Below are 20,618 nucleotides of genomic sequence, written 5' to 3' on the forward strand. Positions count from 1 at the left end.
CGATGGACGGCAAACCGCTTGATAACGACCTCTCCGGCGTGGTCGAGGCCGACCGCGCCCATGTCTGGCACCACCTGATCCAGCACGCCGGCTGGACCGGCCCCGACGCCAAGGCCGACCCCCGCATCATCGTCGAGGGCAAGGGCATGCGCGTCTGGGACCAGCACGGCAAGGAACATCTCGACGCCGTCTCCGGCGGGGTCTGGACGGTGAACGTGGGCTACGGCCGCGAGCGCATCGCCAACGCCGTCCGCGACCAGCTGCTCAAGCTGAACTACTTCGCCGGCACCGCCGGCTCGATCCCCGGCGCGAAATTCTCCGAGAAGCTGATCTCGAAGATGCCCGGCATGAGCCGCGTCTACTTCACCAACTCCGGCACCGAGGCCAACGAGAAGGCCTTCAAGATGGTCCGCCAGATCGCGCACAAGCGCTACGGCGGCAAGAAATACAAGATCCTCTACCGCGACCGCGACTATCACGGCTCCTCCATCGCCGCCATTTCGGCCGGCGGCCAGGATCAGCGCGGCGAACAATACGGCCCCTTCGTGCCGGGCTTCGTCCGCGTGCCGCACTGCATGGAATACCGCGCCCAATGGGATCTGGAAGGTGAGGAATACGGCCTCGCCGCCGCCAACGCGATCGAGGAGGTCATCCTCGCCGAAGGCCCCGACACCGTCGGCGCCCTCTGCCTCGAGCCGGTGACGGCGGGCGGCGGCGTCATCACGCCCCCGCCGGGCTACTGGCCCCGCGTGCAGGAGATCTGCCGCAAGTACGACATCCTCCTGCATATCGACGAGGTCGTCTGCGGCGTCGGCCGCACCGGCACCGAATGGTTCGGCTACCAGCATTACGGCGTCGAACCCGATTTCGTGACCATGGCCAAGGGCGTGGCCTCGGGCTATGCCGCCATCGCCTGCTGCGTGACGAACGAGAAGGTGTTCGACATGTTCCAGGACGACACCTCCGACCCGCTCAACTACTTCCGCGACATCTCGACCTTCGGCGGCTGCACCGCCGGCCCGGCGGCGGCGCTGGAAAACCTCGCCATCATCGAGGAGGAAGGCCTGCTCGAGAACACCACGAAGATGGGCGACTACATGCTCGACCAACTCCGCGCGCTGAAGGACAAGCACAAGGTGATCGGCGACGTCCGCGGCAAGGGCCTCTTCCTCGGTGCCGAACTGGTGGCCGACCGCTCGACCAAGGAACCGGCGCAAGAGAAGATGGTCCAGGCCGTCGCAGGCGACTGCAACGCCCAGGGGGTGATCATCGGCGTGATGAACCGCTCGGTCCCGGGCTTCAACAACACGCTCTGCTACTCGCCCGCACTGATCGCCACGAAAGACGACATCGACCAGATCATCGAAGCCACCGACAAGGCCCTCACCAAGGTCTTCGGCTGACTGATATCACCCACCCTGCACAAGTAGGGTGGGTGATACCCACCTCTCCCGACATCCCGAATACAACCCGGCGCCCAACCACCTTGCGCGCCTCCCCCACGCCGTGCACAACTCACCGCGTGTAAGGCGCGACCCATCCCGGGGCGCCCGGCCAACCCACACCAAGGAGCCACAAGTGAAACGCACCCTCCCCATCCTCGCGCTGACCCTCGCCGCATCCCCGGCCTTCGCCCACCTGCCCCCGGGCGAATACGGCTCCTTCCTCGCAGGCGTCACCCACCCGATCTTCGGCCTCGACCACGTGCTCGCCATGATCGCCGTCGGCCTCTGGGCAGCCCAGATCGGCGGCCGTGCCGTCTGGCTCGTCCCCACCGCCTTCGTCCTCACGATGATCGCGGGCTTCCTGCTGGCGCTAACGGGCCTGCCCCTGCCCTTCGTCGAACCGGCCATCCTGGCCTCGATCGTCATCCTGGGTCTCGTCGTGGCCCTCGCCCTGCGCCCCGACCCGCGCGCCGCCATGGCCCTCGTCGGTGCCTTCGCCCTCTTCCACGGTCACGCCCATGGCGGCGAGTTGGGCGGCGCCAGCGCCCTGCAATTCGGCGCCGGCTTCGCACTGGCCACGGCGCTGCTGCACGCCGCAGGCCTCGGCACCGCGGTCGCCGCCTCACGCCTGCTGACAACCAACGCCCCGGCCCTGCGCCTCCTCGGCGGCCTCACCTCGGCCGCCGGCCTCTACATCGCCTTCGGCTAGGCCGGCCACACCACCGGAAACCAGTCCTCGCGCAACTTCTCCCCGGGCGCCATGCCGTGCCCGGGAAACGGCGGCGAGGTCGGCCCAGGCCGTTCCACGTACCGCGCATCATCCCCCACCAGCCTGAGCGAAAACGCCCGCCGCCGCCGCGTCGTCTCGTTCCCGCGCGCCCCGTGCAGGATGCCGTAATGAAACGCCACCGCATCCCCGGGCTTCATCGCCCATTCCACCACCCGCATCCCCTCGGCATCCGGGTCCGGCACCGGCATATACGCCGCCGGATCGGCATAGAAACTCTCCTCCGACAGCCACCTTGTCGGCAAAACCGGCTTCTCCCACAGGTGAGAACCCGCCACGCAACGCAAAGACGCCTTCTCCACCGGGTCCAGCGGCGACCAGAAACTCACAGTCTGCCGTCCGTCGACGAAATAATACGGCCCGTCCTGGTGCCACGGCGTCGGCTTCGACGTCCCCGGCTCCTTCACCAGCACATGATCATGAAACACCTGCGCCCTCTCCGAGCGCATCAGCTCCGCCGCCACCTGCGCCACCGGCGAGCCCTCGATGACCTCCCGAAACTCCGGAATCCGCTGCCAGTTGCAGTAATCGTCGAAGAACCGCCCGGCCTCCCCCTCCTTCAGGTTCTCCGCCGCATACGGCCCCGGCTCCGCCATGTTCCGCGCAACACCGTCCCGCAACGCGTCCACATGATCCGCAAACAACCCCTCGATCAGCACGACCCCGTCGCGCTGATACGCCTCCACATGCGCCTCGGAAATCAACGGATGCATCCCACGCCCTCCCCCGCCGGCTCAGATAGCCCCGGCTTCTTCTTGGCCAAAATATCCCCGCCGGAGGCTCCCGTCCTCGCGACACGGTCCACCGCCCGACACCGAAACGTCACGCCGCCCCACACCCCCGAGACGGCGCCCAAAGGGCGACGGCGAGACACCCAGCGCGCCCGCAAGGGCGCACATCAGCCTCTCAGACCTTGCCTTCGAAATCCTTGTGGATCAGCTTGGCGTCGCAATAGGGGCATTCGACCCAGCCGGTTTCCTTCGGGATCATCAGCCACACACGCGGGTGGCCCAGCGCGTCTCCACCGCCGTCGCAGGCAATCCGGTAGCTGTCGACGATCCGGGTTTCGGGGGCCTGTGTCACCATCTGGCAGTTTCCTTTTCCGCTCGGTTGGACTAGGTGCGAATATGAAAGATCAAAAAGCCGGGGGCAAGAGCATCCATGGGCGGAAATGCCGTTGAAATCCGGGGCCTGACCAAGACCTACCCTCCCCACAAGGGGGAACCCGAGAAACACGCGCTCAAGGGCGTCGACCTCGACATCCCCGCGGGCTGCGTCTTCGGCCTGCTCGGGCCCAACGGCGCGGGCAAGTCCACCCTGATCAACATCCTCGCCGGGTTGGTCATCAAGACCGCCGGCCAGGTCAATATCTGGGGCTTCGACCAGGACGTGAACCCGCGGCAAAGCCGCGCCTCGATCGGGGTCATGCCGCAGGAGCTGAACCTCGACCCGTTCTTCACGCCCCGCGGCGCGCTCGAGGTACAGGCCGGCCTCTACGGCGTCCCCAAATCCCAGCGCAAGAGCGACGAAATCCTCCGCCTCGTCGGGCTCGAGGACAAGGCCCATGCCTATGCCCGCACCCTCTCGGGCGGTATGCGCCGCCGCCTGCTGCTTGCCAAGGCCCTCGTGCATCACCCCCCCGTGCTGGTCCTCGACGAGCCCACGGCGGGCGTCGACATCGAACTCCGCCGCATGCTCTGGGACAATGTCCGCCGCCTCAACAAGGAGGGGATGACCATCATCCTCACCACCCACTACCTCGAAGAGGCCGAGGAGATGTGCGACGAGATCGCCATCATCAACCACGGCGAGGTGGTCGCCCGCGACACCACCGGCAACCTGCTGGAAACGCTCGACGCCAAGACCATGGTGATCCGCCCCGACAAGCCGGTCGACACCCTGCCCGAGGGCGAAGGGCTGGAGGTCGAGAAACGCCCCCACGGCGAGTTGGCCATCACCTACCAGTCGGGCCAGACAAGCGCCGAACAGGTGCTCGAGGCGGTCCGCAGCGCCGGCATCCGCATCTCCGACGTCCGCACCGAGCAGGCCGATCTCGAGGATGTCTTCCTCGACCTCACCCGCAGCACCTGACGCCTAGCGCTTCTCCAGAAGCTTCTCGATCCGGTCCAGCCGCGCGGTCACGTCGTCGCGGTAATTGCCGGTCTTCTCCGTTTCTTCCTCGTGATGCGCATCCTGCATCGAGTTCACGATCAGACCGACCACAAGGTTCACCACCGCGAAGGTCGTGACCAGGATGAACGGCACGAAGAACGCCCAGGCCTGCGGGTAAACCTCCATCACCGGCCGCACGATCCCCATCGACCAGCTTTCCAGCGTCATGATCTGGAACAGCGAATAGGCCGACCGCCCCAGCGTCCCGAACCATTCCGGGAAGCTGTCGCCGAACAGCTTCGTCGCCATGACCGAGCCGATGTAGAAGATGATCCCCATCAGCAGGAACACCGACGCCATCCCTGGCAGCGCACTCATCAGCCCTTCGACCACCCGGCGCAGCGACGGCGTCACCGACAGCACCCTGAGCAGACGCAGAATCCGCAACGCCCGCAGCACCGAAAGCCCCTGCGCCGCCGGAATGAGCGAAATCGCCACGATCACGAAGTCGAAGATGTTCCACCCGTCGTGAAAGAACCCCCCGCCGCGGGCAAACAGCTTGATCGCGATCTCGATCACGAAGATCGCCAGGCAGATACTGTCGAGCAGGGTAATCAGCCCCCCGGCCCGTGCCATCGCCATATCCGACGTTTCGAGCCCGAGGATGGCCGCGTTGAACAGGATCACGCCGAGAATGAAGTTTCGAACGAGAGGCCGGTCGATGAAAGCACCGGCGCGGTCGCGAAGGGTCATGAGCGTCTGATCCGTTTCCTGTTTGCTGTGCCTGCATATGGGCACTGACCGTCTCACGGCAAGACGGAAACCCGCCCCGACTACGAGACTATCGACGGATTGCGAAAACTGTGCTCTAATTTCAGTGTATTAGCATTTTGATGACTTATTATTGGGGGGTATGATGAAAAACCGGATTTGCGCGATCGTTCTGACCGCGGCGCTGGCGGCCATGGGCGGCACGGCCTCGGCCCAGTGCAACCCCGAGGTCAGGGATTGTCCCGGCCCGCAACCCGACACCACCACGAAACCCGTCGAGATCTCCCTCGCGCCCGAGGTCAGGTGGATCGAGTCCGGCAAGCTCTCCGACGCGCCGAAGCGCGCGGGCTACGGGCGCCTCTCCTTCCAGCTGGTGAACCCGAATACCGAACAGCCCCTGAACGTCGACCTCACCCCCGGCGACCGCGAATTCGCCGACCGAACCTTCCTCGGCTGGCTCGGCAACTTCTTCAGCGACACCGAACAGACCTACATGCTGTCGGTCGAGGTCGTCGACGTGGTGGATGGCGAGGTGAAGGTCATCCATCGCCGCCCGGTTTACGCCTATACCAGCCGCGAAAGCTTCTCCTCGATCTCCGACAACCAGATGATCGATTTCGGCGGCGATATCGGCTTCTTCTTCAAGAACGAGGACTCCCGCCGCGTCCGGCTGGTGCTGCACCGCGCGGCCACCACCGATGCCATCAGCGACGACGTCCGCGCCCTCTTCGCCCTCGGCAATGCCGGCGGCGAGCCGTTCGACAATGCCGAAACCGGCGAAAAGGTCAGCCTCGCCAGCCTCAACAGCCTCGTCTTCGGGTCGAATGCCGGCCGGGTCGGCGCCGCGATCGACATGATCGACAAGGTCCTGGGATCCTTCGAACAGGAGCAGACAATCACCGCCGGGCGCACCCTGCGCCGGGCCGCGAAGGGCAACACCTACCGCATCTACGCCGATTTCTACCCGCGCAACGCGCGCACCGTGCAAGAGCGCGCCAATCACCTTCAGCTTCAGGTGTCGCTCGACTACTACCCCAGCATCCTGCTGACCAGCGCCGAGCCCACCTTCAACGACATCCGCGACAGCGAGATCCACGTGAACGGCGACGTGGTGCAGCCGCTCGACTATTTCGTTCAGACCAACCCGGCCACCAAGGCGGCATGGGCCGACGTCGGCAGCGACCGGCACGACACCAAGCGCGTCTGCGACTCGATCGCCGACGCCCTTAACGGCCGCCTCGTCGGCGCCGACGTGCCCATTGCCATCAGCGCCATGCTCTATGCCAAACAGGCCGACTTCTCCGAAGGTTGGGACGAGGATATCTGCTTCGGCCCCGACAAGGCGGTGTTCGACGACCCGGCGTTCCGCAAATACCGCTTCGTCCCGCTGCAGGCCGAGATCGCGCTGACCGATGAAAGGATCCGCTCGGATGACATGCTGGTGCTGCCCGACGGCCTGAGCGGCGTGCTCAAGATCCCCGCCGTCCGCGAAACCGTTCACAACACCGGCAGCCCCTACCGGGCCGCCCTGCGCCGCGTCACCGACAACGGCGAACGGCGCGTCACGCTCTGCGACGAAACCGGCCTGTTCGACAGCGTGCCCTGCAACGGCGGCGCCAACGCCACGCCCTACACCGCCGACGCCCTGCTGCACCGCCTGGCCCGCGAGGTCGACCTGCTCGAGGTCGACGGCACCGCGGTCGGCATCGGCTGCTTCACCTACCCCGCCGACGAGGGCGGCGATGCCGCGGTGAACGACCTCGGGTCGATCGCCGTGATCGGCAACCGGACCGTCGAATTCCTCTGGCAATTCAAGAACCGCGACGGCCAGCCGATCCTCGACGGGCTGACCATCTCGCACCCCTCCGCGGAACGGTCCGCCATCTACGAGGCCAACCGCGGCGGCGGCTGTGGCGCCACGGCGGTCCAGAACCGCATCTGGGCCTTCAACGGCGAAACCGAGGGCGCGTGACGCCCCGCATGATCGGCTACCCGAAGGACATGGCGCCGGGCCCGCTCACACCATGGCCCTTCGACAGCCCCGAAAGCGATTACGTGATCCGCGAGGGCACGCCCAAGGCCTCCGGCCGGCTCGACGCCGGCGGGCCGGGGCATCCCACCCGACTGGGTATCTGGCACTGCACGAAAGGCATCTTCGACTGCACCGAGCAGGGCGACGAGATGATGACCATCCTCAGCGGCCGCTGCCGCCTGACCGATCACGCCACCGGCGAAACCGCCACGCTCGGCCCCGGCGACACGCATTTCACCCGTGACGGGATGCGCGTCACCTGGCAGATCGACGAGGACGTGACCAAGGTCTTCTTCGGCCACAAACCCGGCGGCTTCTGACCGGCCTCAGTCCTTCGAGAGCATCCGACCCATGGATCGCCCGCCAAGGATATGCAGGTGGAAATGCGGCACTTCCTGCACGCCATGCGCCCCGGCGTTGGAAATGGTGCGAAACCCCTCGCCCTCTTCCAGCGTCACGCCGGTCTCGCGGCACACCGCCGCCGTCGCGCGCATGAAATCCACCAGCTCGGCCTCCGAAGCCTCGCTCGCAAAATGGTCATGGCTCACATACGGCCCCTTCGGGATCACCAGCACATGCACCGGCGCCTGCGGCTCGATGTCGTTGAAAGCCAGCGTATACTCGGTCTCAAGCACCGTATCGTTCGGAATCTCGCCGCGAAGGATCTTGGCAAAGATGTTCTGGTCGTCATAGGCGAAGGGCATGGCGGGGAAATCCTAGTCAGCGAAAAGTTTCGGCGTTTCCGCAATCTCTAGCGCCTTCTCGGGCGGGATATCAAGGAAGCGCGCAATCTGCGGCGCGTTCTCGTCGGGTTCCGCGCCTTCGCGGATCACGCTGTGATGCTCGAAATCGGCATCCCTGATCCGGTCGCTCTCATAGGTCATGTCGCCCCGGATCGTCGGCAACAGCCGCTCCAGCGTCGCGGCCGAGGTCTGCTCGCCCGCCAGCCCCACCCGCTTGGCATGCCCGGTCAGGTAGGCGTCGGTGAACTCGCACTGGATTTCCAGCATCTTGGTCGTCGACCGGTCCCCGGCGAAGTCATGCAACAGCTCGAGGTTCGACGGGTCCATGCACACGATCAGCCGATCCGTGTCGAAATAGTCGAACAGCATCCGCATCAACGCCCGCCGGTGCCGCGTCCTCTTCCCAAGCGTCGCCTGGATCCCCCCGAGATCGGGCAGCGGCGTATCCTCCTCGTTGAAGAGGTAATCGATGGTCGGCACGTTCGCCACCTGCCGGATCCGCTGGATCACCCGCTTCGCCACGTGCCATTTCTTGCAGATCACGATCATCAGCTCGCGCTCCCGGCCAAGCGAGCTTTCCGTCTCCCAGAACCGGCTGGCAAACCGCCGCCCGACCCGGCCCCGCCCGGTCAGGAACTTGTAAAGGTTCCGGCCCTCGTCCGAGATCTGAAAGGTGGCCTCCTCGTTGGCATAAAGCGCCCCAAGCCGCGTCTTCAGCTCGGTCGCCTCGGGGCTGATCTTCCGCGCGAACAACGCATCCTGCGACAGCAGCAGGTCATAGTGATCGTTGTAGAAGGTCACCGGCATCCCGTAATCGGTGAACATCAGGAAGGTCAGCGTCCGCGTCCGGATCTCCTTCTCCGGCACCAGGTGCCGAACCAGCGTCTGGAAAAACGTCTCGTCCGGAATCCACGTCGTCGCGAAGAACCGCATCACGTCGCGCCGCTTCCGCGTGAAGTCGAGAATCCACTCGATCGTCCGCCGCCGCAGGCACCACCACTGGCTCCCGATCTGAATCTGCAGATCGGCCGGCACCGACCGCGTCAGCCCCAGCTTCTTCTGCAGGTGATAGGCGGCATAGAACCGCTTCTTCTGCACCCGCTCGTTGAAGTAATGCCGATAGATCAACCGGTCTTCCTTGATCCCGGTCTTGATCCAGTCGCTCTCGAAGAAATCGAAGCTCTCGATGTAATCGGCGTCGTCATTGTCGAGAAACTCATGCGCAAAGGCGGCCGATTTCACCGCCATGCAATCCCCCGACAGCATGTAGAAATGCGTGGCCCGCGGAAACGCCTCCAACGCCGCCTCGACGGCATGGATCGAGGCCTGCACCAGCGACCATTCCCCCCAGCCGCACCTGATCCGCTTGCGCGCAAAGGTCACGTTGGGGTTGTCGGCCAGCGCCGACCTGATCTTGCGGTAATGCTCCGTCTTCGCCCGCGCATCGAAATGGATCGACATGTAATCGCCCACCGCCGTCAGCATCTCGGCCTGACGGATGATGGCGTCGGGGTCTTTATGGCACAGAAGGATGAAGGCAATTCTTGCCATGACGTGAACGAGCTACCCGATATTATCTTTATTGCGTACAGTGATAGACATGAAGACGCCTTGAAGAAACGTCCTTTCGCGGCGATTTTCCTCAGGCTACAAAGCTGAAGCCGCAAAAAAAAGGCGGCGAGTGAAGGTGGAGGCAGAAATATGGGGTTTCCGGGCACATGGATGACCGAAAGCGAAAGCGTCGTCTATCGCGTGGTGCCGAAATGCGCCTGCTCGACGATCGGTCAGATCATGTACTATTCCGACCACGGCGAATTCTTCGACGGTGACATTCACGACGCGGTCGACGGGCTGCACAAATGGGCCCGCGAAGACAGCCAGCCGCTCATCCGCGCCAACGTGCAGGCGCATAAATCCTATGCCTTCACCTGCGTGCGCAACCCCTACACCCGCATCCTCTCCAGCTTCTTCGACAAGATCTGCGGCATCCAGCGCAACGGCAAACGCTACCGCGGCAAGCTTGTCCCGCTGCTGGTACAGAAATACGGCGTCGAGGTCGGCGGCGACGACGGCAAGGACGAGTTCGACCAGATCCAGAGCTTCCGGCGCTTCCTCCTCTTCGCCCGCGACACCATCCGCTGGAAACGCCCGATGGACCCCGACATTCACTGGTCGGCCATGTCCGGCCACGTCTCCACCTTCATCGTCAACGGCGGCCGCTACGACCGCATCTTCTGGACCGAAGCGTTCAACGAAGGCATGCAGCACGTGCTCGACTCCATCGAAACGCCCCACACGGTCGACCTCGCCTCCATCCCCCGCTTCAACGAAAGCGAAGGCCACGGGCCCAAGCGCGCCCACCCGGTCGAGGACTATTTCGACGACCTCTCGATGCACCTCGTCTACGAAATCTACAAACGCGATTTCGACCTCTTCAAATACGATGTCGACAACCCCGCCAACAAGATGCCCACGGGCGAGATCGACCTCGACGAAGTCCACGCCAAGCTCGGCGACTGACGCGCCCCGGCGAAAGGCCCCCCGATGATCGTGCTCGACCAGCCCTCGGCACTGCGCCTCTTCCTCGAGATGCAGGGCTCCATCGTGCCCCGCATCCTGCACAAGATCCTCGCCGTCGCGGCGCTCTCGGCGGCGATCCTCTCCATCGACAAGCTCGCCCTGCCCCTGCCCCACGTGTCGATCTCGGCCATCGGCGTCTTCGGCATCGCGCTCTCGCTGTTCCTCGGCTTCCGCAACAACGCCGCCTATGACCGCTGGTGGGAAGCCCGCGGCCTCTGGGGCCAGCTCATCGCCGAAATCCGCAACCTCGGCCGGCAGGTCACGCTGTTTTCCCCCGATGCCGCCCTGCACGCCCGCGTCCTGTCGAACGCGGTGGCCTTCGCCCATCTCCACCGTGGCGCCCTGCGCGGCGACGACACCCGCGCCGACATCGCCCCCTGGATCGGCGAAGCCGAGGCCGACGCGCTGCTCGCCCGGCCCAACCCCGCCGACGCCGCCCTGTCGCGCCTCAACGCGGCCCTCGCCGAGGCCGAGCTTGACGGCTACGCCCGCATGACCCTCTCGCGCACCCTCTCGGCCATGGGGCTGGCGCAAGCGGGCGGCGAACGCATCGCCACCACGCCCCTGCCCTTCGTCTATTCCCTGCTGGTGCGCCGCACGACCTACCTCTACTGCTTCCTGCTGCCATTTGCCCTGGCCGAACAGGCGGGCTGGTTCACGCCCCTGCTTGCCGCCATCGTCGCCTATGTCTTCTTCGGCCTGCAGGCGGTGACCCGCGAGCTCGAACAGCCCTTCCACAATGTCGAGAACGGCCTGCCGCTCCACGCCATGTGCCGGGTGATGGAAATCTCCGCCTCCGAGGCGCTCGGCCGGCCCGCCCCGCCGCCTCTGGCGCCGGTCAAGGGCGTGCTGACCTGAACACCGGCTAGGCAGATCGCCCGCGCGGCGCTATCATCGGCCATCCTGCCAAAGGCCGCAGCCCATGCCGAAACGCCTATTCATCATTGCCCTCGCCCTCTTCTGGCAGGCCGGTCTCGCAGCGGCGCAGACCGACAGGTTTGCCGGCTCGTGGTACTGCCGCTACGCGATGGAGCCCTTCAGCGGCCAGCCCCTCGACCTGCATTACTGGGAGTTTCGGCTTTACGCCCAGCCCGACACCAGCTTCACGGCCGACGGGTTCTACGACAACCCGGTGGTCGGCCGCATCCCGGTTCAGATGCAGGGGCAATACGGCTACCAGCCCGGCTTCGGCAGCGCCGAGGTGGTCTTCTCCGGCACCATGTACCGCGCCGGCAGCGGCCAGCAGCCGTTCCAGCTCCCGGTCATCATGTCCGACCCGCAAACCATGTATTTCCAGTTTCGCGGCAACACCCACATGACCAACATCAACTGCACGCGCTGACACCGCCCCGGGGGCGCGTTTCGTGAAGGTTTCATGAAGATTTCGATTCCTTGATCCAGGTCGGATCGGGCGTCACGGAGCGGTGGCATCCTTTGCCAAACCGCAAGGGAGACGCCCGATGAACCTGCACCCCCAAACCGCCCCCGCGCCCCTGCCCATGGGGCAGATCTCGAACCGCCCGCCACTGATGAGCCTGCGCAACGTCAACCTCTGGTACGGCGACAAGCAGGCCCTGATCGATGTCAGCTTCGATCTCTACCCGAACGAAATCCTCGCCTTCATCGGCCCCTCGGGCTGCGGCAAGTCGACGGCGCTCAAATGCCTCAACCGGATGCATGACGGCACCCGCGACATCCGCCTCACCGGCCGCATCGAGATGGACGGGCAGGACATCAACGACCCCTGCATCGACCCGCCGATGCACCGCCGCCGCTTCGGCTGGGTCGCGCAGAAACCCAACCCCTTCCCGGCGACCATCTGGCAGAACGTGGCCTACGGCGCCCGCCTCCACGGCCTGATGCGCTCCCGCGCCGAGCTCGAGGCCCATGTCGAAGACTGCCTCCGCCGCGCCCATCTCTGGGACGAGGTCAAGGATCACCTCCACGACATGGACGGCACCGAGCTGTCGGGCGGCCAGCAACAGCGCCTCTGCATCGCCCGCGCCCTCTCGACCCAACCGGACGTGCTGCTGATGGACGAACCCACCGGCTCCATCGACCCGATCGCCACGGCCAAGGTCGAACAGCTGATGCTGACCCTCAAGACCGACCACGCCATCGTCGTCGTCACCCACTCGATGATGGAAGCCAAACGCGTCGCCGACCGCGTCGCCTATTTCCACCTCGGCCGCCTGCTCGAGCTTGGGTCCACAGACCAGGTCTTCACCGCCCCCCGCACGAAAGAGGCGCGGCGTTTCGTGGAAGGCAAGCTCGGCTGAGGGGCGCTGCCCCTCTTGGCCCTGCGGGCCAATTCACCCCGGGATATTTTTCCCAAGAAGAAGCAAGGGTTTATTAACCATGAGGTGATTGACTCATAGGTGCGGTACAGGCTGGGAAGCCGATGACCGCCCAAGGAGAAGTCGCGCCCGGTTTTCCGGCACCGCCGCCGAGGGCCGGGCGCGCACCCCGAGCTTCTTCTTGGTCCAAATATCCAATTCCGACGGCAGCCAAGCCGCGTGCCGCCGGAAAGGGAAGTGCCGTCAGAGCAGCCCTTCCGCCTCGAACAGCGCCTTGACGTCCTTCTCGGGCCGCGCGCCGTAATGGCTGATGACCTCGGCCGCCGCGATGCAGCCCATCCGCCCCGACACCGCCAGCGGCTTGCCCGTGGCGACACCGTAAAGGAACCCCGCCGCGAACTGGTCCCCCGCGCCGGTGGCATCGACCGGCGTGATGCTGTCGACCGGCACCTTCACCGTCTCGTCGCCCTCGACCAGCACCACGTCATGCCCCGACCGGGTGCAGACGATCAGCCCGCTATCGGCCGCCGCCTGTTCCAGCGCCGCGCCAAGGTCCTCGGTCTCGTACAAGGCCAGCCACTCGTGCTCGTTCCCGATCACGTAATCCAGCTCCGTCACCAGCTTGCGGAAATCGTCCCGGTGCCGGTTCACGCAGAACGGGTCGCTCAACGCGATCCCCGCGCGCCCGCCCCCGGCCCGGCAGGCCCGTGCGGCGGCCAGGAACGCCTCTTTCCCCTTGTCCTTGTCGAAGAGATACCCCTCGAGGAACAACAGCCCCGCCTGCCCCGCCACGTCGTCATCGACGTCATCGGGCCCCAGCTCGGTGGAAATGCCCAGGTAGGTGTTCATCGACCGCTCGCCATCCGGCGTCACGAAGATCATCGAGCGCGAGGTCGGCAACTCGCCCCCCGACACAGGCGTGTTCACGAAATCCGTGCCCACATCCGCCATCTCGCTGGCATAGAACCGGCCCAGCTCATCGTCCTTCACCCGGCCGATGAAGCCGGTCTTCAGGCCCAGCGCCCCCAGCCCGGCGATGGTGTTGGCGACCGAGCCGCCCGACATCTGCGTGCGGTTCCGCATCTCGCCATAAAGCAGCTCGCCGCGGTCCTGTTCGATCAGCTGCATGATCCCCTTCTCGATTCCCATCGTCGAAAGGAAGTGGTCGTCGCATTGCGAAATGACATCGACAACGGCATTGCCGATGCCGACGGCTTGGTACTTGGTCATAGAGTTTTTTCCTCGAATTGGCAGAGATCTCGAATGAGACAGGTGGCGCACATCGGTTTGCGCGCCTTGCAGTGGTACCGGCCGTGCAGGATCAGCCAGTGATGCGCGTGAAGCTGGAAGTCGACCGGCACGTTGTCCTCGATGGCGCGCTCGACGGCGTTGACGTCCTTGCCCGGGCAGATACCCGTGCGGTTGCCGACACGGAAGATATGCGTATCCACCGCCTGTGCCGGGTACCGCCACCACATGTTGAGCACCACGTTCGCCGTCTTCCGCCCCACGCCGGGCAGCGATTGCAGCGCCGCCCGCGAATTGGGCACCTCGCCGCCATACTCTTCGGCCAGGATGCGCGACAGCTTCATGACGTTCTTCGCCTTGTTGCGGTAAAGCCCGATCGTCTTGATATGCGCGATCAGCCCCTCCTCGCCCAAAGCCAGCATCTTCTCGGGCGTGTCGGCGATTTTGAACAGCTCCGCGGTGGCCTTGTTCACCCCCGCATCCGTCGCCTGCGCCGACAGCGCCACCGCCACGACCAGCGTGAAGGCGTTCACATGATGCAGCTCGCCCTTCGGCTCCGGCTCCGCCTCGCGGAACCGGGTGAAGATCTCGCGCATCGTATGATAGTCAAGCTGTGCGGCCATGCCCCCTCTCATGCCCGCAATCGGGGCAATGCGCAACATTCGGGTCGCCCGTCGCCGGGCCAGCGGATAGATATACTGGCCAGAGCCCAAGGAAACGCCACGATGAACGCAGAGCCGCAACAAAGCTACCACTACCACGTCATGCGCCGCGCAATCGACCTGATCGACGGGGCCGAGGGCCCTCTGCCCCTGAACGACCTGGCGCGCGACATGAACATGAGCCCCGCCCATTTCCAGCGGCTTTTCACCCAATGGGTCGGCGTCTCGCCCAAGCGGTATCAGCAATACCTCGCACTGGGTCAGGCCAAGGCCCTGCTGGCCGAGCGCTTCACCACGCTGGAAACGGCGCATGAGCTGGGCCTCTCCGGCTCCGGCCGCCTGCACGATCTCTTTCTCCGCTGGGAAGCCATGAGCCCCGGCGAATTCGCCCGCCGCGGCGAGGGGCTCACCGTCTACTGGGGCTGGTTCGACAGCCCCTTCGGCCTCGCCCTCGTCATGGCCACCGAAAAGGGCATCTGCGGCGTCGGCTTCGCCAGCGAAACCGGCGAAGAGGCCGCGATGGAAGACATGATCTCGCGCTGGCCCAACGCACGTTTCGTCGAAGACCCGATGATGCTCCGCCCCTGGGCGCTCGCCGCCTTCGGCGCCAACGGACAGGAGCGCGAGATAGCTCCCCTCTACCTCATCGGCGCCCCCTTCCAGATCAAGGTTTGGGAGGCGCTTCTCCAGGTCCCCTCCGGCCAGGTCACCACCTATTCCGAGATCGCCCAGGCCATCGGCAAGCCCCGCGCCGTGCGCGCCGTCGGCACCGCCGTGGGCCGCAACCCGATCAGCTTCCTGATCCCCTGCCACCGCGCGCTCCGCAAATCCGGCGAGCTGGGCGGCTATCACTGGGGCCTGCCCGTCAAACGCGCCATTCTCGCCTGGGAATCCGCCCGCGCCGAGGCGGGTTAACCCAGGTACACCTGCCCCTCCGGATAGCGCACCCTTGGCGCCACTCGCGTTGCCAGGAAGTAGCCCAGCGTCAGCGGCCCGACCCGGCCGATGAACATGATCGCCCCGATCACCGCCCGCCCGAACTCCGAAAGCTCGCCGGTATAGCCCCGCGACAGGCCCACCGTGCCAAACGCGCTGGCCACCTCGAAGGCGATATCGAGGAAATGCCCGTCATGCGACGCGGTGACAAGGAAGACGCCCACGAACACGATCAGCACGCTGATCGCCGTCAGCGCCATCACCTTCAGCACCTGTTCGAGGCCGATGCTCCACCCGAAGGCATGAAGCTGCGTCTGCCGCCGGAAGAAGGCCAGCGTTGCCAGGATCATCACCACGAAGGTCGTCACCTTGATCCCGCCCGCGGTCGAGGTCGGCCCGCCCCCGATCAGCATCAGCGAAATCACCATCAGCGACGTGCTGTCATGCAACCCGCCGATATCGGTGGTGTTGAATCCCGCCGTCCGTGTCGTCACCCCCTGGAACCAGCTCACCGTCAGCCGGGCGATGGCGCTGTCATGCTGGCCCAGCGTGGCGGGGTTGCTCCATTCCAGCACCGCGAAACACCCCACCGACCACACGATCAGCACCGCCGTCCCGGTCAGCATGATCCGCGTATGCAGGCTCCAGCTCTGCCACCGCCGCTCGCGAAAGATGTCCTGCAAGACGACATAGCCGATCCCCCCGGTGATGAAGAGAAACGGAATGACGATATTCACCACCGGATCGGTCGCATAGGGCACGAGCCCCTCGGGAAAGGTCGAGAAGCCGGCGTTGTTGAAGGCCGAAACCGAGTGGAACACCGCCTCCCACAGCCCCCTCGCCAGCCCGTATTCCGGCACGAAGACCAGCGCCAGCAACGCCGCCCCGGCCCCCTCGCAGACAAGAACCACCTTCAGGATGATCCGCACCAGCTTTTTCAGCCGCCCGAACGAGGTCTGGTTCAGATCCTCCCGCAGATAGATATGCCCGGTGATCCCCACCGGCAGGCCCAGCGCCCCCAGCACCAGCACGGCAAAGGTCATCAGGCCCAGCCCGCCCAGCTGTATGAGCAGCAGCAGAACCCCCTGCCCGAAAAAGGTCAGGTCGCCCCCGGTATCGATCACCGCCAGCCCCGTCACCGTCACGGCCGAGGTGGCGGTAAAGATCGCATCCGACCAGCTCATCGGCACCACGTGCGACATCGGCATCTTCAGAACGGCCGCGCCCGCCAGAACCAGCACGCCATAGACCGCCGCCAGGATCAGCGGCGGCGGCATCCTTGAAAAACGCATCACCAGTCGCGGTGGAAAGCGCAGCATGACCGGGGCGCTCAGAGCCGCCGGCCGAACTGCCGCAGATCGGCGCGCCGGCCCAGCATGATCAGCTTGTCGCCCTGTTCCAGCAGCGTCTCCTCCCCGACCCCCTCGAGATACTCGGTCCCCCGCATGATCCCCAGCAGGCGGATGTCATGCTCCGACCCGATGGCCAGCGCCGACACGGCCTCGCCATCCAGCTTCTCGGGCACGATGATGTTCACCACGCTGAACCCGTTGCCGAGGCTCACGTAATCCTGCACCGCCGGGTTATGCAGCATCTGGGCGCTGTGCCGGCCCATCTCCTGCTCGGGCAATATCACCCGGTCGGCGCCCAGCTTCGACAAGATCCGGTGATGCGTCCTGTCCGACGCCTTCGACCAGATCGTGCCGACCCCCAGAAGCCGCAGGTTCATCGTCGCCAGGATGCTTGCCTTGATATCCCGGCCAATGGCCACCAGCGCCACGTCATACCGGTCGATCCCGGCCTCGCGCATCGCGGCCTCGTCGGTGGCGTCGAGGATGATCGCCGAATGCAGGTGCGGCACCATGCGCGACACCTTGCGCTCGTCGAGATCGGCACCGATCACCCGGTTGCCGAACCGCGCCAGCTCCAGCGCGACCGTACTGCCGAACCCGCCGAGACCGAGCACGGCAAAGCTTCGCGTTTCCTTGGGCATGTCAGGGTTCCCCAATTGCATCGCCGGGGGCGGCCGCCGTTCGTTGGCGCGACGGTCCGGGCCCGGCCGAGGTACGGCGGAACATGACACTCCCGATGCCGAGGTACAGCGGTATCCTCACCCCTTGGCGGAATTCCGCCATCGGCCTTCCCTTGACACGGCACGGGCCCGTGCCCCGCACCCCTGCGCGGAGTTCTGCCAATTTCTTTACCGACCGCCTCTTGGGTAACGGCGGCCTCTCGCCTATTATGCCTCCATACCCGGAGCAAAACCGGACAACGGAACGAGGCCACCACATGACCCGAGCACGCACCTCTCTCACCCTCCTGACCGCCACATCGCTTCTGGCGGTGACGGCCTGTACCGACCCCGGCGCGATGGGCCCGAACGACCCCAACCGGCAGACCAAGCAGGGCGCCCTGCTGGGCGGCATCCTCGGTGCCGGCGTCGGCGCGTTGACCTCCGACGACAAGGGCAAGGGCGCGGTCATCGGCGGCCTCGCCGGCGCGGCCACCGGCGCCATTGCCGGCAGCTTCCTCGACCAGCAGGAAGCCGACCTCCGCCGTCAGCTCGAAAACGACCGCATCGGCATCCGCAACACCGGCGACCGCCTGATCGTGACCATGCCGCAGGACATCCTGTTCGCCGTCGACAGCTCGACCGTGAACAGCGCGCTGCGCGGCGACCTGCTGACCGTGGCGAACAGTCTCAAGGAATACCCGCAATCGCGCGTGCAGGTGATCGGCCACACCGACAACACCGGCAGCGCCGCCTACAACCAGGGCCTGTCCGAGCGCCGGGCGAACGCGGTCTCCGACGTGCTGATGTCGGGCGGCGTCTCCTTCAACCGGATCGAATCCTTCGGCCGCGGCGAGGACCAGCCCGTCGCCTCCAACCTCACCGAGGAAGGCCGCGCCCAGAACCGCCGCGTCGAGATCGTGATCCTGCCGACGTCGTGAGGACGCCCTCGCCCCATGACAGCGGCCTCGGAAAATGGGATTTTCCGGGGCCGTTTTCTTTCAGAAAGAAAACGGGGCGCCCCTGGCGGTGGCAGCGACAGAGCCGAGAGGGTTATGAGCCCGGCGAGTTCGGGAGCCTCCGGCGGGAGTATTTTCGGCAAGATGAAGCTTGGCGTTCACCACTTCTTAACCGGGATGCGCTTGACTGAGGATGCGCCACAGGCTGGAGAGCCGATGGGCGTGCAAGGTGAAGCCCCGTTTCCCCGGTCGATGGCAGCATGTAATTCTGGCCCGGGAAACGGGGTGATCCGCCCCCTGCGTCGTTCTGGTCTGAAACACCCATGCGCCTGATCGGCCGCGCGGCGCTCCTCCTGCCGGCGCTCGTCGGCCTGTATCTGCTGGCCGCCGCCGTTGGCGCCGTGATCCCCGGCCGGGTGCAGGAGGCATCCGCCAAGGATGGCCCGCCCGTGACCATCCTGCTGGTCGCCGGGCCCATCCATTACGATGTCCTCCTGCCGCTCACCGCCGAGACCCGCGCCGCCTTTGCCCCGCTCGGGCCGCACGGCCTGCCGGTCGACGCGCCCGGGGCCGAGTGGCTGATCATCGGCTGGGGCGCGCGGGAGTTCTACACCACCACCGGCAGCTATGCCGACCTGAGCCTCGCCGCGGTCTGGCGCAGCTTCACCGGCGACGCCTCCGTGCTGCGGGTCGACGTGGCCGGGCCCCTGCGCGACGGGCTCGACCTGCCGGCCGTGACCCTCATAGCCGGGCAATACAGCCAGCTTCTTGCCGCCATCGCCGACAGCTTCCGCCGCGACCGCGCCGGCGCGCTCGTGCCGATCCCCGGCCCCGGCTTCGGCCCGACCGACCGGTTCTTCGCCGCCCATGGACGCTTCGACATCCTGCGCACCTGCAACACCTGGATCTCCGACATGCTCCGCGCTGCCGGCCTGCGCTTCGGCGCCTGGACCCCCACGCCCTATGCCGTCACCCTCTCGCTCGCCCGCTTCGCCCCCGGCCTCGACAGCCCGGGCGCGCCTGACTAACCTGCCCGCGGGGCGGGGCAGACACCGAAAGACGCACATGGACAAGAAATCCCTCAGCGGCCTGCCGCGCCTTGCCGCCGCGTGGCGCAATTCCATGGCCGGCTTCCGCGACGCCTGGCGCAGCGAGGAGGCGTTCCGAATCGAGGTCATCCTCGCCCTCCTCTCGATCCCCGCCGCCATCTGGATCGCCCGCGACGCCCTGCTGATCGCCTCGGTCCTGCTGGTCCTGATCGTCGAGGTGCTCAACACCGCCATCGAGGCCGCGGTCGACCGCATCGGCCCCGAGCGGCACGAGCTGTCGCGCATGGCCAAGGACATGGGCTCCCTCGCCGTGGCCCTTTCGGCGCTGGTGCCCGGCCTTCTCTGGCTGGCCGCGCTCTCCGAGAAAGTCCTCGCCTGACCGCGTGGCACGCGCGCCCGGCCTACCGCTGCCGAAACCGCCGTTCGATCATCGCCCGCAGACGGATCAGGTCGGACACGCAGGCGCCGATATCCATCATCACGTCCACATCCTCCTCCCGCCAGGACCGCCGCACCGTGTCGATCGCGCAGAGCGCCCCAACCGGCCGCGCCCCCGGGCCGTGGATCGGCACGCCAAGATAGGCCCGCAGCCCCGGTACCGGCCTCGCCGGGATGTCGCAGACCCGCGGATCGCCCGGCGCATGGTCGACCACCAGCGGGCGGTTGTCGCGCGTCACCAGCCGGCAGATGGAATGCGACAGCGGCGTCTCGCGCCGCGCCGCAGGATCTCCCCTCAGGCCCAGCGCGCTCTTGAAAAACTGCCGGTCATGCCCCTCGTCGATGATCGAGACCAGCGACACCGGCACCGCCATCACCCGCGCCACCAGCCGGGTGAACTTGTCGAACACCTCCTCCGGCGGGCTGTCGACAAGCTCCAGCGCGTGCAGCGTTTCCGCGAAATCCCGGAACGGCCTCTCGCCAATCCTCTCCCGCGTGGCGCGCTCCGCCATCCTGTTTCCGGCCATGGTCTCTCTCCCGTGCTGGCT

General features: G+C 66.0%; 23 protein-coding genes. 13 read left to right on the forward strand and 10 right to left on the reverse strand.

Annotated elements, in window-relative coordinates; translation table 11 throughout:
* Positions 1-2: 2 nt before the first annotated feature.
* A complete protein-coding gene (locus tag RIdsm_RS25105) occupies positions 3-1,403 on the forward strand; it encodes an aminotransferase family protein (protein WP_057812379.1) in 1,401 nt (466 codons plus the stop codon).
* Positions 1,404-1,578: 175 nt separating this feature from the next.
* Positions 1,579-2,154, forward strand: a complete 576-nt coding sequence (locus tag RIdsm_RS25110) for a HupE/UreJ family protein (RefSeq protein WP_057812377.1) — start codon at positions 1,579-1,581, stop codon at positions 2,152-2,154.
* On the opposite strand, the gene RIdsm_RS25115 is transcribed toward RIdsm_RS25110, so the two are convergent.
* Positions 2,151-2,945, reverse strand: a complete 795-nt coding sequence (locus RIdsm_RS25115) for a phytanoyl-CoA dioxygenase family protein (protein ID WP_057812375.1) — start codon at positions 2,943-2,945, stop codon at positions 2,151-2,153. The genes RIdsm_RS25110 and RIdsm_RS25115 overlap by 4 nt on opposite strands.
* A 193-nt stretch (positions 2,946-3,138) precedes the next feature.
* A complete protein-coding gene (locus tag RIdsm_RS25120) occupies positions 3,139-3,318 on the reverse strand; it encodes a zinc-finger domain-containing protein (RefSeq protein ID WP_057812373.1) in 180 nt (59 codons plus the stop codon).
* Between the two features lie 75 nt (positions 3,319-3,393).
* On the opposite strand from RIdsm_RS25120, the gene RIdsm_RS25125 reads away from it, so the two are divergent.
* Complete coding sequence (locus tag RIdsm_RS25125; RefSeq protein WP_057812371.1) at positions 3,394-4,323, forward strand: ABC transporter ATP-binding protein; 930 nt, start codon at positions 3,394-3,396, stop codon at positions 4,321-4,323.
* A 3-nt stretch (positions 4,324-4,326) separates the two neighbouring features.
* Here the strand turns inward: RIdsm_RS25125 and RIdsm_RS25130 are convergent, their stop codons facing one another.
* Complete coding sequence (locus RIdsm_RS25130) at positions 4,327-5,097, reverse strand: ion transporter (protein WP_057812369.1); 771 nt, start codon at positions 5,095-5,097, stop codon at positions 4,327-4,329.
* Between the two features lie 163 nt (positions 5,098-5,260).
* Here RIdsm_RS25130 and RIdsm_RS25135 point away from each other — a divergent pair, with 163 nt between their 5' ends.
* Together RIdsm_RS25135 and RIdsm_RS25140 are read left to right on the forward strand one after the other, a co-directional pair.
* The gene (locus tag RIdsm_RS25135; protein WP_143100378.1) at positions 5,261-7,087 is read left to right on the forward strand and encodes a hypothetical protein; all 1,827 of its coding nucleotides are present in this window, start codon (positions 5,261-5,263) and stop codon (positions 7,085-7,087) included.
* An 8-nt stretch (positions 7,088-7,095) separates the two neighbouring features.
* Positions 7,096-7,467 carry a cupin domain-containing protein gene (locus RIdsm_RS25140; protein ID WP_057812365.1) on the forward strand — a complete coding sequence of 124 codons (372 nt, stop codon included), beginning with the start codon at positions 7,096-7,098 and terminating at the stop codon, positions 7,465-7,467.
* Between the two features lie 6 nt (positions 7,468-7,473).
* Here RIdsm_RS25140 and RIdsm_RS25145 read toward each other — a convergent pair whose 3' ends face one another.
* Together RIdsm_RS25145 and RIdsm_RS25150 are read right to left on the reverse strand one after the other, a co-directional pair.
* Positions 7,474-7,851: a histidine triad nucleotide-binding protein gene (locus RIdsm_RS25145; RefSeq protein ID WP_057812363.1), complete on the reverse strand. Its 378-nt coding sequence runs from the start codon at positions 7,849-7,851 to the stop codon at positions 7,474-7,476.
* 12 nt (positions 7,852-7,863) lie between these two features.
* The gene (locus RIdsm_RS25150) at positions 7,864-9,441 is read right to left on the reverse strand and encodes a DUF5928 domain-containing protein (RefSeq protein WP_057812361.1); all 1,578 of its coding nucleotides are present in this window, start codon (positions 9,439-9,441) and stop codon (positions 7,864-7,866) included.
* Positions 9,442-9,591: 150 nt separating this feature from the next.
* Here RIdsm_RS25150 and RIdsm_RS25155 point away from each other — a divergent pair, with 150 nt between their 5' ends.
* The 4 genes from RIdsm_RS25155 to RIdsm_RS25170 all read left to right on the forward strand — a co-directional run bounded on the left by RIdsm_RS25155 (position 9,592) and on the right by RIdsm_RS25170 (position 12,749).
* Positions 9,592-10,410: a sulfotransferase family protein gene (locus tag RIdsm_RS25155; RefSeq protein WP_057812360.1), complete on the forward strand. Its 819-nt coding sequence runs from the start codon at positions 9,592-9,594 to the stop codon at positions 10,408-10,410.
* A 24-nt stretch (positions 10,411-10,434) separates the two neighbouring features.
* Positions 10,435-11,328 carry a bestrophin family protein gene (locus tag RIdsm_RS25160; protein WP_057812358.1) on the forward strand — a complete coding sequence of 298 codons (894 nt, stop codon included), beginning with the start codon at positions 10,435-10,437 and terminating at the stop codon, positions 11,326-11,328.
* Positions 11,329-11,392: 64 nt separating this feature from the next.
* The gene (locus tag RIdsm_RS25165) at positions 11,393-11,812 is read left to right on the forward strand and encodes a hypothetical protein (RefSeq protein ID WP_057812354.1); all 420 of its coding nucleotides are present in this window, start codon (positions 11,393-11,395) and stop codon (positions 11,810-11,812) included.
* A 118-nt stretch (positions 11,813-11,930) separates the two neighbouring features.
* Positions 11,931-12,749 carry a phosphate ABC transporter ATP-binding protein gene (locus tag RIdsm_RS25170; protein ID WP_420854105.1) on the forward strand — a complete coding sequence of 273 codons (819 nt, stop codon included), beginning with the start codon at positions 11,931-11,933 and terminating at the stop codon, positions 12,747-12,749.
* Positions 12,750-13,010: 261 nt separating this feature from the next.
* Here RIdsm_RS25170 and RIdsm_RS25175 read toward each other — a convergent pair whose 3' ends face one another.
* Both RIdsm_RS25175 and nth read right to left on the reverse strand, forming a co-directional pair.
* Positions 13,011-13,997: an adenosine kinase gene (locus RIdsm_RS25175; protein WP_057812352.1), complete on the reverse strand. Its 987-nt coding sequence runs from the start codon at positions 13,995-13,997 to the stop codon at positions 13,011-13,013.
* On the reverse strand, positions 13,994-14,638 hold the full coding sequence (nth, locus tag RIdsm_RS25180) for an endonuclease III (protein ID WP_057812350.1): 645 nt from the start codon (positions 14,636-14,638) through the stop codon (positions 13,994-13,996). The genes RIdsm_RS25175 and nth overlap by 4 nt, the downstream gene beginning before the upstream one ends.
* Before the next feature lie 102 nt (positions 14,639-14,740).
* Between nth and RIdsm_RS25185 the strand changes: the two genes are divergently transcribed.
* Positions 14,741-15,592 carry a methylated-DNA--[protein]-cysteine S-methyltransferase gene (locus tag RIdsm_RS25185; RefSeq protein ID WP_057812348.1) on the forward strand — a complete coding sequence of 284 codons (852 nt, stop codon included), beginning with the start codon at positions 14,741-14,743 and terminating at the stop codon, positions 15,590-15,592.
* Here the strand turns inward: RIdsm_RS25185 and RIdsm_RS25190 are convergent.
* Both RIdsm_RS25190 and RIdsm_RS25195 read right to left on the reverse strand, forming a co-directional pair.
* Positions 15,589-16,905: a TrkH family potassium uptake protein gene (locus RIdsm_RS25190; protein ID WP_236553163.1), complete on the reverse strand. Its 1,317-nt coding sequence runs from the start codon at positions 16,903-16,905 to the stop codon at positions 15,589-15,591. The two genes, RIdsm_RS25185 and RIdsm_RS25190, sit on opposite strands and share 4 nt — an antisense overlap.
* A gap of 38 nt (positions 16,906-16,943) precedes the next feature.
* A complete protein-coding gene (locus RIdsm_RS25195; protein ID WP_057812343.1) occupies positions 16,944-17,606 on the reverse strand; it encodes a potassium channel family protein in 663 nt (220 codons plus the stop codon).
* 296 nt (positions 17,607-17,902) lie between these two features.
* Here RIdsm_RS25195 and RIdsm_RS25200 point away from each other — a divergent pair, with 296 nt between their 5' ends.
* The 3 genes from RIdsm_RS25200 to RIdsm_RS25210 all read left to right on the forward strand — a co-directional run bounded on the left by RIdsm_RS25200 (position 17,903) and on the right by RIdsm_RS25210 (position 20,011).
* Positions 17,903-18,565 carry a YiaD family glycine zipper/OmpA-like lipoprotein gene (locus tag RIdsm_RS25200; protein WP_057812341.1) on the forward strand — a complete coding sequence of 221 codons (663 nt, stop codon included), beginning with the start codon at positions 17,903-17,905 and terminating at the stop codon, positions 18,563-18,565.
* A gap of 341 nt (positions 18,566-18,906) precedes the next feature.
* Positions 18,907-19,611, forward strand: a complete 705-nt coding sequence (locus RIdsm_RS25205; protein ID WP_057812339.1) for a TIGR02117 family protein — start codon at positions 18,907-18,909, stop codon at positions 19,609-19,611.
* Between the two features lie 37 nt (positions 19,612-19,648).
* Positions 19,649-20,011, forward strand: coding sequence for a diacylglycerol kinase (locus RIdsm_RS25210; protein ID WP_057812337.1), 363 nt, complete (start codon positions 19,649-19,651; stop codon positions 20,009-20,011).
* Between the two features lie 22 nt (positions 20,012-20,033).
* Here the strand turns inward: RIdsm_RS25210 and RIdsm_RS25215 are convergent, their stop codons facing one another.
* Entirely contained in the window at positions 20,034-20,597 is a 564-nt protein-coding gene (locus RIdsm_RS25215) for a GAF domain-containing protein (RefSeq protein ID WP_057812335.1), read from the reverse strand.
* Positions 20,598-20,618: the final 21 nt, after the last annotated feature.

This window comes from Roseovarius indicus (genome assembly GCF_008728195.1).
GTDB lineage: Bacteria > Pseudomonadota > Alphaproteobacteria > Rhodobacterales > Rhodobacteraceae > Roseovarius > Roseovarius indicus.